The following is a 13,861-nucleotide window of genomic DNA, read 5'->3' on the forward strand; positions in this document are numbered from 1 at the left end:
AAGCATTGCCTAGACGCATCTAGCCTGATCAAGTATTTGGCGCGTCGTGTTGCGCAGTCAAACGCTGATACTTTGCCAACAGCTCATCGTGACTTTCGACATAGTCAGGGTCTTTAGGAATGCAATCCACAGGGCACAGCAGGGCACATTGCGGCGTGTCATAATGCCCCACGCATTCGGTGCACAGCGTAGGGTCGATTTCATAAATCAGCTCACCCATATAAATCGCTGCGTTTGGGCATTGCGGCTCGCAAACATCGCAGTTGATACACTCGTCGGTAATTTTTAATGCCATGTCTTGTTAATTTTAAAAATAAAAAACTAAATCACGCCATCGCGCTTTTTTTGGGCAAATGCAGCCTCAACCTCAGGCGGCACAAACTTGCTGCTGTCACCGCCCAACTTGGCAATCTCACGCACCAACGTTGAGGAGATAAACGAATATTGCTGTGCAGGTGGCAAAAAAATCGCCTCAAAATCGGGGTGCAGCTCACGGTTGATATTGGCAAGCTGAAATTCGTACTCAAAATCCGACACCGCACGCAGTCCACGCAGCACGGCACTGGCACGTTGGGCAGTAAACAAATCGACCAACAGTCCCGAAAATCCAATCACTGTTACATTTGGCATACCACGCACACACGCCTCAACCAATGCCACGCGCTCTGCCAAACTAAACAACGGCTTTTTGTGGTGACCATGCGCGACCGCGATCACGACTTCATCAAACAGTTTGCTTGCACGCTTGACCAAATCCAAATGCCCATTAGTGATGGGGTCAAAGGTACCAGGATACAAGATACGGCTAGTTTTTGGGGGGCAAGTGTCGGTCTTGGTGGCAGCTTGCTTTGTGGTGGTTTGGAGGTCAGCGGTAGAAACCATGGCAACGCCTAACGTGATTGAATAAAAGAAAAAACAAGCAGGCAATATAAGACAATATTGTAGCACAAAATTGTCGCAAAAAACCGCGTTAAACATTGCGCTTTGGATCGGTAGATCACAGCGCATTGAACGACTTGTGTTTAGCGTGTGCAAAATCTGTATGATTGGTTGCACAGGCCACATTGTTTTTTAAACCAATTTACCCTATATTAGTCAGTTTAATTTAGGACAAGATTATGAGTAAAAAGGCGAAAACGCCGAGCCTAATTGCCAGTAACAAAAAGGCGCGTCATGAATACTTCATCGAGGAGACCTATGAGGCAGGGTTAGAGCTGCTTGGTTGGGAGGTCAAATCGATTCGAGCAGGCAAAATGCGTATCACCGAAAGCTACGTCACCTTCAAAGATGGCGAGGCGTTTTTATTCGGGGCGCATATTCAGCCCCTGTTGTCTGCCTCAACCCATGTAGCTGCCGATGCCATGCGCACACGCAAGCTTTTGCTGCATCGGCGCGAGATTGACAAGCTATTTGGCATGGTCAATCAAAAAGGGCATACCTGTGTCGCGCTCAAGGTGTATTGGCACCATGGGCTGGTCAAGTGTGAAATCGCACTAGCCAAAGGTAAAAAACTGCACGACAAACGCGCAACGCTCAAAGAACGCGATTATCAGCGTGACAAACAACGTGGTTTTAAAAACCTTGTATAAAAAATTTGGCAAAAATCATGACTGATCGTAATTTTGACGACATCAGCGCGCATTTTGCCCAAAAAATCTATGGCGGTTTGAAGGGAAAAATCCGCCTAGCAGTGCTGCGCCGTGATTTGCAAACTTGGCTGGCAGCGTGGCAAGCGCAATACCCGTCACGCGCGTGTCGGGTGCTAGATATCGGTGCAGGGCTTGGGCAGCTTGCCATTGAGCTGGCAGTAGCAGGGCACGAAGTCACCGTCAATGACGTGTCGGCAAATATGCTGACATCGGCGCGACAGGCAGCACAGGCACAAGGTGTGGCAAATGCCATCAGCTGGTACACCTGCGCGTATCAAGACTTGGCGGTGCGCTTGCGTGAGGCAGATACGCCGCCTTTTGATTTGATTTTATGCCATGCGGTGCTTGAATGGCTTGATCAGCCACAGAACGTGCTGGCATTTGTCGATGATTGGCTGGTGGCAGACGGCGCGTTGTCATTGTGTTTTTATAACCCTGCCAGTTTTGTGTATCGTAATTTGATCATGGGCAATTTTAACTTGCTCAATAATGCCGATTTTCAAGCCGATTCAGGCAGTCTTACGCCCAATCACCCCGTTGAGCTAGCACAGGTGCAAGACTGGTTAGATGCGCTTGGCTACACGGTGGTGCAAAGCTCGGGGCTACGCGTATTTCATGATTACGCCGCGCTCAAACGCGGCGGTCATGCTAACCCTGAGGCGGTGATCGAGATGGAGCTTAAATACAGCACACAAGCGCCGTACAAATGGCTTGGGCGTTATATTCATCTATTGGCACAAAAACCTAGCCAATTTTAGTACCTAACCACTATCTGACTGATAAACTTAGCGATAGCCCACTTCATCCATCAACATCTTGGCATTTGCAAGCCCTGTATGGAGTTGTTCGGGGGTCATCGGGCTATACACACCATCACCCAACGCCTTGAGACGCACCGAGGCTTCGGCTTGTGGATTGATCGGGTAGGTGTCGGTGAGGCTAGCAAATAAGCTTTGCTGATCGGGTGCGGCAAGCCATTCTATCAGCTGCAAGGCAAGCTCAGGTTGGTGACTGGCACGTGCCATGGCAATCGCTGTCAAGCGTTTTGGTACGCCACCTGAGGATGCGTTAATCCATGCCAATGCCAGCGGTGAGTTGGGATTTTGCGCGGTTGCATGGGCAAAGCGTTGGCTATCGGCAAGCCCGACCTGGCACTCACCGCGCGCAATGGCAGCCAGCAAGGCATCATCATCGCCAAACGGTGGGCGCGCCAAATTTGACAGCCAACCTTGTAGTACCGTGCGCGTTTTGGTTTCGCCCATATCGTGGATCAATTGTGCCACCAAAGCTTGGTTAGCAGGGTCTTGCGCTGACGTGAGGCAAAGTTTGTTTGCCCATTTGGGCGCGGCAAGACTGGCAAAGCTGCCAATATCAGCGGCTTTGAGCAAACGACTGTCATACACCGCTGCGCGCGTGTGATACGATAACGGCAGCCAATTGCCATCGGGGTCAAGATAAGTATCGGGCACGCTTGCCGCGGCTTGTTCTGCATCAAACGGCTGCAGTAACGCTGCCTCAACCGCCTGTTGCAAAACAGCGGTATCGCTGCTAAGCACCACATCGGCAGGCTGATTGGTCAGCGCAGTAACCAAATATTTGGGTGCGGCATACACCACGCGAATATCCACATCATGTTGTTTGGCAAAATCTTGCAATAGTGGGCGAATGGATGCAGGCTCAATACTGCTAAACACGTGCAGCACGCTACGCACATCGGCAGGGGGCATATTGCTATCGGGCGCGCTTGCGGTACTGGCAGACTGGCTTGCTGTTAAAGCAGCGGTATCGGTAGCGGTAGGCTCATGTGAACAGCCTGCCAATGCCAACACGGTGCTGAACAATAAGCTATCAAACCAAAAACGGGCAAACTTCAACATCATATCCTAACAGTCGCGCGATTAAACACGCCAATGGCTTGAGGCAATCACCAATTTTGGACAAAAAAAGCTTAAGCCAACATTAAACAAACATATAAGCCTAGCATTATAGCGCAATTTTTGATACAACTAAGCACCCAATCGCCAAAAAAATACCCAAATGACATGGCATTTGGGCAGGAGGAAAACGGGTATTGAGTAATTATCATTAAACAAAAGGCTGACATCATGAAGCAATTACCACCTGTGCTTGATGATGAAATTATTATAAATCAATAACATAATTTTAGGGTTGTGTCTTGTGCAACTTGCGTAATGTTTTGCCAAAAAAACTTACTGATAAAGAAACATTAAAACCAAAACGGCGCAAAATCGGTTACAATAGCAGCTATTTAGCCAACTTGTTGCTAAAATCTGTCACGAAAAATAACCCACCCAACAACAGCCACTATCTTTTTTGTCAAGGACGACCATGCAACCTTCCATCACTGCGCTAACCGAGGCACCCAACAAACCAACTCACGGCGTGATCATTGGTTATTTTCAGCCGCTGCACTTGGGGCATATGCAGGCGATGATGTTTGCTGCAGGGCAGGTTGAGCAGCTCACCGTGGTGGTGTTGCCGCATCCTGCGCCCAATCCAAAATTTCACATCACCCAAAAAGACAAAGCGCGTTGGTTGACGATGGCACTGGCGCACTTGCCGTTTGTTCGGGTGATGTTGGCAGATGACGCGGATTTGCCTGCGTTTGATGGCAAGATGACAGCGTTGGATGACATGCAGCGTTCGGCATTGGCACGCTTGGCGGCACAAATTAAAGCCGAGCGTGGTTTGACAGCCGATGACACGTTGGCGTGGTGCGTGGATGCAGCCGACTGGCAGACGCTAGGCGGACACGTGGCGATGCTCACGTTGCCAAGCGGCTGGCAGGTATTGCCAACACCGCCCACAGGCTTTGACAGCGCAATAATTCATGCCAATCCTGCCCAGCATTGGGCGGCAATCCATCCTGAAGCGCGCGCTAGTTATACCAAAACCGTTGCTATCGTTGGCGGGGAGAGCTCGGGTAAAACCACGTTGTTGTACAAACTGGTGAATCATTACGGTGCAAGCTACGCGCTTGAGATGGGGCGCGTGTTTGTTGAGACTGATTTGGGTGGTACTGAATTGGGCATGCAGTACACCGATTATCCGCTGATGGCAACCGACCATGCGCAAGCGATTCGCGCGGCGTGTCGTCACGCGCTTGCCCCCGTGACGTTGATTGATACTGATTTTGTCACCACACAGGCGTTTTGTGAGGAGTACGAGGGGCGCGCGCATCCATTTTTGGCGGCGTGTATTGATACGTTTTGTTTAGACTATACGTTGATGCTAGCCAATAATACACCGTGGGTTGCCGATGGCATGCGCTCACTGGGCACATTAGATGCCCGCCAACGCTTTGCCGCACGCTTAACGGATATTTATGCACGCCATCAGATTACACCTGTATGTATCAACGATGCCGATTATCAAGCGCGGTTTTTGGCAGCAGTGCGTTTTATTGATCGCGCTATTTTTGGCAAATCCCCGACAGATATTGGCTAGCTTTTGGCTTTTGGTGGTATGGATAGTTGCATGTGTTTTAATTTTTTGTGAAAGATATACAAGCAAGGATGTAATATGCGGATTGAGTTTTTGGACAAAATTACAGGTAAATATGCCAAGCAATGGATCGTGACGTGGTTTGTTTGCGGCGTAGCGGCGCTATTTTGGGGATTTTGGACAACCACCGAGCACACGACGGCAGACTGGTTTTATTTTGCCGTGTCTATCATTGGGCTGGTGTGCGTGGTGTCTTTGAGTTTTCGGCGCAATGTGTTGGGTAATGGCTTTGGCATGTTGGCAACGGCAGGCGAGAGTGTGGTGCAAGGTATGCACGGCTCGGTCGGGCTGATGCTTGCACCGATTTTTAATTTTTTTACCCATGTGTATGGGCTGGTGTACTGGGCAAAAAACAGTGATGGCGATGGCAATATGATCCCCAAGTCTGCCAACCGTGCGGTGTGGCTGGTGACTTTTTTCATCATTGTGGTGGGGTTGCTGTTGTTTCCAACGCTCAATAGCTGGCTGGCATCGTTGGGTTATGGCAATATCATTGACAACGACGGCAGCCGATTTTTGGGAAAAATTGACTTTTTTTGGATCAATGTGTTGGCGTTTGTGCTGTCGATTACCGCCCAAACTGCGATGATTTTGCGCTATTCGTTTAACTGGTGGCTGTGGATTTTGGTCAATGCCGTGTGGCTGATTGTTAATCTAATGACCCACAATTATATTTTTGCCATTCAAACCGTGATTTATCAAGTCAATGCGCTGGTCGGGCTGTATGAATGGCAACGCAGCGCGCGCACGGCATAAGCAAACTTATAAATGCGCCCAACTACAAGTGATAGAATGGGTTTTTGGGCTAAAGATCACGCCGCTGCGCCCGTCGCTGTAACCCATGCCATTGGCAAGGTATTGCCCAGCAAAGGCGTTGCGGTCGGTGATGACCATTCTGTCTTTGGCGGTCAATTTACCTGCCACGGTTTGAACATAGAATCTGGGGCGCAATGCCAAAAATCGGTTGTCGGTAAAATAGATGGTAGCAGAGCTAAAGCCTGCACCTTGTGAGCCAAAATAAATCTTGCGAATGGGATAGCCAAACGCGCTGGCGTTGCTTAGTTGCAAGGTTTTGTAGCCGTCGGTGATCTTGCCTGTGCCACCGCGTTCGCCGCTGTCGGTTCGAATGGAGGCTAAAATTTCCATCGGCGCGTTGTCGATGTCGGGCAAGTCACAGCCGTTTTGCATGGTTTTGAGTACAGGTGTCCAATCAATTCGCCCTGATTTGTCCAGATACGGATTGACAGGTGACTTGGCGGATGTGTCGGCTGAACTGGGTGAGGCTTTTTTGCTTGCTTTGGTATCGGTTTTTTTGTTGCTGCTTTTATCGCTAGGTTTATCACTTGGTGGTACTTGGTCGGCGTGTGCGACGCTAATCGTGTCGATTGCACCCATGAACGCAAAACTTATCATCCAAAAACGCAGCGTATTTTTTAAACCTAAACGCATCGCTTACCTACCTCACCCAAACGCCAAAATCTGCAAACTGGTTTAACATCCAACATTTGCTGAATTTTAACCGATAAAAAACGCGCTTAGTATAGCATATTGCCAATGATTGAGCGCGTTTGTCTGTGGTGCGATGGAGCTAGCTGCCTTGGCTAATGAGCGTGCCGACTCCCTTGTCGGTGAAAACCTCAAGCAGTGTGGCATGTGGTACGCGCCCATCGACGATCACTGCACTTTTCACGCCGTTTTTGACTGCCTCAAGTGCGTAGCTGATTTTGGGAATCATACCGCCTGAAATTGTGCCATCGGCAATCATGTCATCGACCTTGCTCGGCGTTAAACCTGTGGCTATGTTGCCGTTTTTATCAAGTACGCCCTTGATGTTGGTCAGCAAAATCAATTTTTCTGCCTGCATAAATTCGGCGACCTTGCCTGCGACGACGTCGGCGTTGATGTTGTAGGTATTGCCATCTTCATCGACACCAAGCGGTGCAATGACGGGGATGAAATTTGCCGCAATCATCAGATCAATCACGTCTTTTTTGATCGATACCACATCGCCGACAAAACCCAAATCCAACATATCCATGTTGCCGTCGTCGTCGATTTTGTGCATCATCAGTTTTTTGGCGCGAATGAGGCTTGCATCTTTGCCTGTCAAACCAATCGCGCGACCGCCGTGTTGGTTGATTAGATTGACGATGGACTTATTGACGCTACCACCAAGTACCATCTCAACAACATCCATAGTCGCTCTGTCAGTCACGCGCATGCCGTCGATGCGCTCTGAGGTGCGCCCAAGTTCTTTGAGCAGGCTATCGACCTGTGGGCCGCCGCCGTGCACAACGACTGGGTGTATGCCCACGGTTTTGAGCAGGACGATGTCGCGCGCAAATGAGCTTTCTAATACAGGGTCGGTCATCGCGTTGCCGCCGTATTTGACCACCATGACTTTGTCTTCAAAACGCTGAATATAGGGCAGGGCTTCGGTCAAAACCTCGGCGGTTTGGGTGGCTTGGGCTAAATCAAGCATAGTTATTCCTAGTTATAGACTAAATTTAATAAAGCTAAAATTGCCGAATAACAACACTATACGGGCTGAATTTGGGCGATCTGTGTGGCAAGGTCATCATCAACCGACGCGCACAGCCAACTAAATACCTGCTGGGCGTGTTGCAAATCTGCCAAGGTATCGCCGCAAAACCGCACCGTCAGATAGTTGCCTGTGTTTGAGCGGCGCAAAATCCCTACACCATGGGCAAAATCCAGCCGCAAGCCATCAACAGTGCTAACCTCACGCACAGCAAGCGCACGCCTGAGGCGGCTAAACGGTTTTTGGGCAGCGGCAAGCAGTTGGTTGAGCAGGCGTTGCCCGTATTCAGCACTGGCAATCGGCAAGTACATATCTGCTGTGCTGACGCTGACAGGCAAGCGGGCAAGCAATTCGGCAAACGTCACAGGCTGATAGCGCAGCCAGTTGAGCAGGCGCAGTGCGGCGTACATCGCGTCATCATACAATACAAAATAGCCATCATTAAACAAAAAATGCCCCGACAATTCACCTGCAAACACCGACGCACGGTGACGACGTTGCAAAGCTTGGCGCATCAGGCTACTGCCAGTTTTTTGCATGACAGGCAGTGCGCCGTGTGCGGCAAGTAGCGTTGGCACATGGTGCGAGCATTTGACATCAAACATGACCTCAGCGGTGCTCTCAACACCAGCAAGCGTTGGGCGTTCGGCAAGTGCAATTTGTGCCAGTAGATACAACAGATTATCAGGTGCGATCATGCGCCCATGCCCATCAATGACCATCACACGATCGCCATCGCCATCAAACGCCAGCCCCATATCCGCACCGCTTGCCACCACCGCATGGCTAAGCTCAGCAAGGCGTGCAGGTTCGGCAGGATCGGGGTTGCCTTTGGGAAAGCTGCCATCGGGCATGGCGTTGAGCATCTGGCAATCGTAGCCAAAACCGCTAAATAACCGCTCGGCAAACCGACTGGTCGCGCCGTTCATGCAGTCAATAACCAAACGTAGCGGCGCGTGTCTAGGCGTGTGAGCACAGTAGCAGGCGTGTTGAATACGGGCGAAGGCTTGCGTCATCGAGGCTTGATAAGCATTGAACACCGTGGCATCAGTTTGGCAAAGCTGAGTGACAAAGGCTTGCACTGCTGCCAAATCCGCTGCCGTGGGCACATACGCAGGCACATCGGCAAGGGTATCAAACAATGCACCAATCGCCTCTGCACTTGGCGAATGATGGGCGCACAGCCACTTGACCCCATGCACATGGCGCGGTGAATGGCTTGCTGTGACCATCACCCCGTGCCCGTCTTGGCAGCTGGCAGCGTGCGCCATTATCGGCGTGGTCACCTGTCCCAACCAGTCGATGCGCAAGCCCTGCACATGACAGTGATAGGCAATAAAGGCAGCCATGCGCGGGCTAAACTTACGCACATCATAGCCAATCGCCACACGTCCGCCGCCATGTTGGACAAACAGCCGTGCAAAGCCTTGCCCCAACGCCCACAAAAAATCGTCGCTAAATAGCGTGATATCGCCACGAATGTCATACGCCTTAAACAAGGCTTGTTGCGGTAAAAAAGGATGTAACCACATACGCCAACACTACAATTTTATCCACGTCGTGTCGCATTATAGAAACAACACGCGGCAAAATGCTGTAATATTATGTTACTTTTTAAGGGCTTGCATCAAACAAGTGATCAAATACGCCCGCTTGAGCCAAAGCCGCCCGTGCCACGCGCACTAATATCTGAAAACTCCTCGACCACCTCAAACTGTGGACGCACCACAGGCACGACCAAATACTGCGCCATGCGCTCACCTGGCTGGAGCACAAAATCGGTTTGGCTGCGGTTCCACACCGATACCATCAACTCACCTTGATAATCCGCGTCAATCACGCCCGTTAAATTGCCTAACACAATGCCGTGCTTATGCCCAAGTCCTGAGCGTGGCAAAATCAGCCCAACATAGTTTGGGTCAGCCAAATAAATCGCCAATCCCGTACCAACCAACACGGTTTGCCCTGCGGCGATGGTGAGCGGCGTGTCAATACAGGCACGCAAATCCAGCCCTGCCGAGCCATCGGTAGCGCGCGCAGGCAAGGGTAGGTGAGGCAATTTGCCGATATTAGGGTTTAAAATTTTGACTTGTAGCTGCATATTTTCCTCTTTTTTAAGCCAGCAAACAATCGGCTAAAGATTGTAGCACACGGACGGCAGACGACTGGTTGAAAAAATGGCTTTGGCTCAATTTGCCTATGTGTCAAATAATTGACCTTAACCGCCAACAAACTTTGCCAAAGGCGCAAATCTTGCTAAAATAGCCGACTTTTTAAACCGCAGTCTTTTTCAAGTGTCAAGCAGCCGATTTGCTAAATCGCCGCCTTGTTGATGTATTCAAATTAGTAACATGCGCTTAAAGCAGCTTAAACTTTCTGGCTTTAAATCCTTTGCCAACCCAACCACCTTGTACTTTAAACACCCCATCACCGCAATTGTTGGTCCCAATGGCTGCGGCAAATCCAATGTGATTGACGCGATTCGTTGGGTATTGGGCGAAAGCTCTGCCAAACAGCTGCGCGGCGGTGCGATGAGTGATGTGATTTTTGCAGGCACACAGGCGCACGCAGCAAAAAGCCTTGCCAGTGTTGAGCTGGTGTTTGAGCACACCCAAGGCGATGATGGCAAAGGTGGCATTCAACACGCGCTTAATCTATATCATGAGCTATCTGTACGCCGCCAGATGAGCAAAGACGGCAAATCCGATTATTTCATCAACGGTAGCAAGGTGCGGCGGCGTGATGTGGTTGATGTCTTTTTGGGCACAGGGTTAGGCGCGCGTTCGTATGCGGTCATCGAGCAAGGCATGATTGGGCGCATTATCGATGCCGATGGGCGACAGCTGCGCGCATTTATTGAGGAAGCCTCAGGTGTGTCACGCTATCAAGCGCGGCGCGATGACACCGAACGCCAACTGACCACCGCACAGGACAATTTGGCGCGCTTAGGGGATATGGCGCATGGCTTGCGCGAGCAGCAGGCGCGACTGGCAAAACAAGCCACCGCTGCCAAACAAGCACAAACGTGGCAAGCTGAATATGACGCGCTCAGTCAAACCTTGCTGTTAGATGACTATGCTTGCGCCCACGCCGATGCCCAAGCTGCTCAAGCCGACTACGCCAAGCAGGTGCAGCAATGGCAGGCGCAAGCCGATATCGTGGCGCAGCTGACCGCAACCGCGCACACGCTTGCCGCCGATTTACAAGCCGCTCAAGCTGCCGAGCAGCACATCCAACAGCAGCAGCAACACGCCTTTGCCGAAAAACTTGCCGCGCAAAATGCCGTGACGCAGCTTGAGCAGCAGCTCAGTCAATTTGCCGCCGAACAGGCGCGATTGATTCAAGAATACACAGAACTGCAAGCCGATATCCAGCGCAGCCAAACCGCGCTAGCAGATATCGCGCCACATTTGCAGCAGCTGCCGCCACGCCTTGCCGCCGTTGCCGATGAGCTGCAAACCCACGCCGCCACCACTGCCAAGCTTGAAGCCGACCGCCAAGCCAGCAAGCGTACGCTGCACACGCTCAATCAACAAAAACAAGCACATGACACCGAGCAGACGCTCATACATCGTGAGCTTACACGGCTTAACCAGCAACTGGCGCAGCTGCAACAACAGCAAACCGAGCACACCAAACGCCAAGCGCAATTTGACACAGACGATAGCCCAACAGAGCAGCAGCTTACCATCAGCGAGCAGCAGCTTGCCGACGTCGTTGGCGTCATTGAGCGCACCGAACAGGCGATTTTAGCCCGTCAAGATACGTTGCTAGATGAGCAAGACGCTTTGGCAGAGCTTGAGCAAGACTACCGCCGCGCGACCAGCCAACTTGAACGCTGGCAAACCGAGCTTGCGACTTTGCAGCAGCTGACGACTGCACCGCTTACCACGGCTCAGCCCCACGCACAAGCCACCGCGCAAACTGACACCGCGCAAAACCTACTCCAACAAATCGAGCTTAACGCGACAGGGCAGGCGTTCGCCACACGTTTTGATAAACTTGGCGATTGGCTGACGTACTGGTTTAGCGCGTCGCAGGCTAAGCTTTTGTCCGATACCAAAACGTGGCAAATGTGGTTGGATTATCCTGCCGTGGTTTTGCCGCCCATCTTGCCAACAGATGCGCCAACGTCTAACGCGCAAATCATATACCCAGCACCGCCCACAGGTTGGTACAGCTTGGCGCAACTGATAACCCAGCCCACACTGACGCTGTTTGAAAAAATTTGGCTCAATGCCGAGCCCGTCACCCCCGTGCAGCTAGCAGCAATGCTTGCCGATTTATCGCCCGATGGGTGGCTATATGCCATGGTGACACACCCAGACCAGCAAGCGCACCGCCATCTTTGGCTGAATCGACAAATCTGTCTAAACCTTGACGCGTGGCACACGGCGAGCAATCAGCAAGCACAAAAAACTGCCTCTACCAATCAGCATTTTAGCCAACAAATACGCATTGACGCGCTAAACACCCAAATCCAACGCGAGCAGCCCAAACTTGCTGCATTGCGCCGCCGTCTTGACCAACAAACCATGAGCGTGCAAGAGTGGCAAGCACAAAACCAACAGCAGCGCGCTGAACTGGTACGTTTAGGCAAACAACAACTGAGCTTGCAAAATGATGTCCACCGCCTGACCCGTGCCGCCGAGCAACGCCACGCCACCGCGCAGCGTTTGGCACAAGAGCAAATTCGCCTACACGAAAGCATGGCGCAGGTGCAAGCGGCTATCAGCGAGCAAGAACGCCAACAGCATAAGCTTACCCATCAGTTTGACCCACAAACCCTAAGCGATGCCAACCGCAACCGTCAAGCCATTGAGCACGCCATCAGTGAACACAGCCAACGCGTCAAACAAGCCGAGCGTCAGCAACACGCACTACAAACCGAGCTTGCCCAAGCGCAATTGACCGCCAAACATCAGCGCGAACAGCTTGCCACGTTGCAAACACGCGCCCAACGCTTGCAACATACCATCGCCGAGCTTACCGACCGACAAACCGACGGGCAACAGCAGTTGCCGCAGCAGCAAGCCAATCTTACCGCCACCACCGCCGCGCATGCGCGCAGTGAGCAACGCCTTGCCGAACAGCGTCAGGCCATTACCGCGCTACACGATCGCCAACAGCAGCATGCCACCGCCTTGAGCACCGCCCAACAGACGCTTGCTATGCGTCAAGCCGAACGCCACCAAGCCGACACCACACGCACCTTGGCGCAGCACGCATTGGCGCAAATTGAACAAACCCTGATAGATCGCGGCTTAGCCGTGCCCAACGACACCACGCTGCCTGTACTATCCACCCAACAGCGTGAAAAAATCACGAAACAACAACGCCACAAACACAACCAAATCAAGCAGCTAGGTGCCGTCAATCACGCCGCTGCCGCCGAACTTGCCGATATTGAGGCACGTTTGTCGCCGCTTGATGCGCAAATCATTGATCTGACCGCAAGTATTGAGCAGCTGACCCATGCCATGCGCCAAATTGACAACCAAACCAAACAGCGGTTTTTGGCCACTTTACGCGATGTCAATACCGCGCTTCAGCGTTTGTTTGCCGAAGTGTTTGACGGTGGACATGCCGAGTTGGTGTTAGACACCAACAGCGACCCCAACACTGACAAAAACTGGCAAGCAGGCTTGACGCTAATGGCGCAGCCCAAAGGCAAAAAAAACAGTCGTTTGGCCTTACTGTCGGGTGGTGAGAAAACCTTGACCGCGCTCAGCCTAATTTTTGCGATTTTTGAGCAGCAGCCTGCGCCGTTTTGTGTGCTTGATGAAGTCGATGCGCCGCTTGATGATGCCAACGTTGAACGGTTTACGCGCTTGATTGCGCAGATGGCACAAGGCGTGCAGTTTATTTTTATCAGCCACAACAAACTTGCCATGCAAGCGGCAGACGAGCTTAAAGGTGTGACCATGCCGACAGCAGGCATTTCAACGTTGGTTGATGTGGATTTGACCCAAGCCGAGCGTTATTTGGCGCAAGATGAGGCGCGTTAGATTGAAGATGTTTGGCAAACAGTGACACATTGCTTGATGAAAGACGGTGTAATATTTTGCGACAATTTTTTTAGCAATAAACTGCCATAAATGCCAAAAAACCGCGCCAAACCGTCGTTTTGTCACGGTTTTTGCTA

General features: G+C 51.4%; 12 protein-coding genes. 5 read left to right on the forward strand and 7 right to left on the reverse strand.

What is annotated here, in order from left to right:
- Window positions 1–28: 28 nt before the first annotated feature.
- Window positions 29–295: a YfhL family 4Fe-4S dicluster ferredoxin gene (locus MA2_RS02485; protein ID WP_067055976.1), complete on the reverse strand. Its 267-nt coding sequence runs from the start codon at window positions 293–295 to the stop codon at window positions 29–31.
- 26 nt (window positions 296–321) lie between these two features.
- On the reverse strand, window positions 322–882 hold the full coding sequence (coaD, locus tag MA2_RS02490) for a pantetheine-phosphate adenylyltransferase (protein WP_079352060.1): 561 nt from the start codon (window positions 880–882) through the stop codon (window positions 322–324).
- 236 nt (window positions 883–1,118) lie between these two features.
- On the opposite strand from coaD, the gene smpB reads away from it, so the two are divergent.
- Together smpB and MA2_RS02500 are read left to right on the forward strand one after the other, a co-directional pair.
- On the forward strand, window positions 1,119–1,589 hold the full coding sequence (gene smpB, locus MA2_RS02495; protein WP_067055979.1) for an SsrA-binding protein SmpB: 471 nt from the start codon (window positions 1,119–1,121) through the stop codon (window positions 1,587–1,589).
- A 17-nt stretch (window positions 1,590–1,606) separates the two neighbouring features.
- Entirely contained in the window at window positions 1,607–2,407 is an 801-nt protein-coding gene (locus tag MA2_RS02500; protein WP_067055982.1) for a methyltransferase, read from the forward strand.
- Window positions 2,408–2,434: 27 nt separating this feature from the next.
- Here the strand turns inward: MA2_RS02500 and MA2_RS02505 are convergent, their stop codons facing one another.
- Window positions 2,435–3,526: an extracellular solute-binding protein gene (locus MA2_RS02505; protein WP_158080595.1), complete on the reverse strand. Its 1,092-nt coding sequence runs from the start codon at window positions 3,524–3,526 to the stop codon at window positions 2,435–2,437.
- Between the two features lie 472 nt (window positions 3,527–3,998).
- On the opposite strand from MA2_RS02505, the gene nadR reads away from it, so the two are divergent.
- Both nadR and pnuC read left to right on the forward strand, forming a co-directional pair.
- Window positions 3,999–5,117, forward strand: coding sequence for a multifunctional transcriptional regulator/nicotinamide-nucleotide adenylyltransferase/ribosylnicotinamide kinase NadR (gene nadR, locus MA2_RS02515; RefSeq protein ID WP_067055991.1), 1,119 nt, complete (start codon window positions 3,999–4,001; stop codon window positions 5,115–5,117).
- A 75-nt stretch (window positions 5,118–5,192) separates the two neighbouring features.
- Complete coding sequence (gene pnuC / locus MA2_RS02520; protein WP_067055995.1) at window positions 5,193–5,930, forward strand: nicotinamide riboside transporter PnuC; 738 nt, start codon at window positions 5,193–5,195, stop codon at window positions 5,928–5,930.
- Window positions 5,931–5,936: 6 nt separating this feature from the next.
- Here pnuC and MA2_RS02525 read toward each other — a convergent pair whose 3' ends face one another.
- The 4 genes from MA2_RS02525 to dut form a co-directional block, all read right to left on the reverse strand.
- Entirely contained in the window at window positions 5,937–6,623 is a 687-nt protein-coding gene (locus MA2_RS02525) for a hypothetical protein (protein WP_067055997.1), read from the reverse strand.
- A 139-nt stretch (window positions 6,624–6,762) separates the two neighbouring features.
- On the reverse strand, window positions 6,763–7,656 hold the full coding sequence (gene argB / locus MA2_RS02530; RefSeq protein WP_067056000.1) for an acetylglutamate kinase: 894 nt from the start codon (window positions 7,654–7,656) through the stop codon (window positions 6,763–6,765).
- A 56-nt stretch (window positions 7,657–7,712) separates the two neighbouring features.
- Entirely contained in the window at window positions 7,713–9,248 is a 1,536-nt protein-coding gene (locus tag MA2_RS02535; protein WP_067056003.1) for a phosphomannomutase/phosphoglucomutase, read from the reverse strand.
- A 107-nt stretch (window positions 9,249–9,355) separates the two neighbouring features.
- Entirely contained in the window at window positions 9,356–9,817 is a 462-nt protein-coding gene (gene dut / locus MA2_RS02540) for a dUTP diphosphatase (RefSeq protein ID WP_067056007.1), read from the reverse strand.
- Between the two features lie 250 nt (window positions 9,818–10,067).
- Between dut and MA2_RS02545 the strand changes: the two genes are divergently transcribed.
- On the forward strand, window positions 10,068–13,724 hold the full coding sequence (locus MA2_RS02545) for an AAA family ATPase (protein ID WP_067056010.1): 3,657 nt from the start codon (window positions 10,068–10,070) through the stop codon (window positions 13,722–13,724).
- The last annotated feature ends 137 nt before the right edge of the window (window positions 13,725–13,861 follow it).

This window comes from Moraxella atlantae NBRC 14588 (assembly GCF_001591265.1).
GTDB lineage: Bacteria > Pseudomonadota > Gammaproteobacteria > Pseudomonadales > Moraxellaceae > Faucicola > Faucicola atlantae.